The organism is Pelomicrobium sp. G1 (genome assembly GCF_051905455.1).
Taxonomy (GTDB): domain Bacteria; phylum Pseudomonadota; class Gammaproteobacteria; order Burkholderiales; family UBA6910; genus Pelomicrobium.
Genome location: NZ_JBQACR010000272.1, coordinates 1 through 296 on the forward strand (window position 1 = coordinate 1; position 296 = coordinate 296).

Here is a 296-nt window from a genome sequence, read left to right on the forward strand (position 1 = left end):
TGACCGTTCACGCCCGGATCAAGATTTCTCCCAGGCCCCCCGCCGCCCGATCGCCCACGTAGCGGCGTGCTCGAGGGGCAGGGGCGAGCGTCGCGAACGCCCCCGGCAATGCCCGCCAGGAGCCGATCAACAAAGGCAAGAAGGTGAGCTCGAACGTCCCGCTCTCGTTGAACGTGGACGGGAGGGGCGGCGTCTCGGAGAGGAGCAGGGTTCCGCGTCGCATGCCGCTGCCTACGCCTTCCCCCACTCGCCCCAGCACTGCCACGGTGCCGGCGATCATGCGGGAGGCGCAATAC

At 69.3% G+C, this 296-nt stretch carries 1 pseudogene; it reads right to left on the reverse strand.

Annotation, left to right across the window (positions count from 1 at the left end):
* Positions 1-7: 7 nt before the first annotated feature.
* A pseudogene (locus ACTFO6_RS18470) lies at positions 8-296 on the reverse strand (formylmethanofuran dehydrogenase subunit C); the annotation flags it as partial.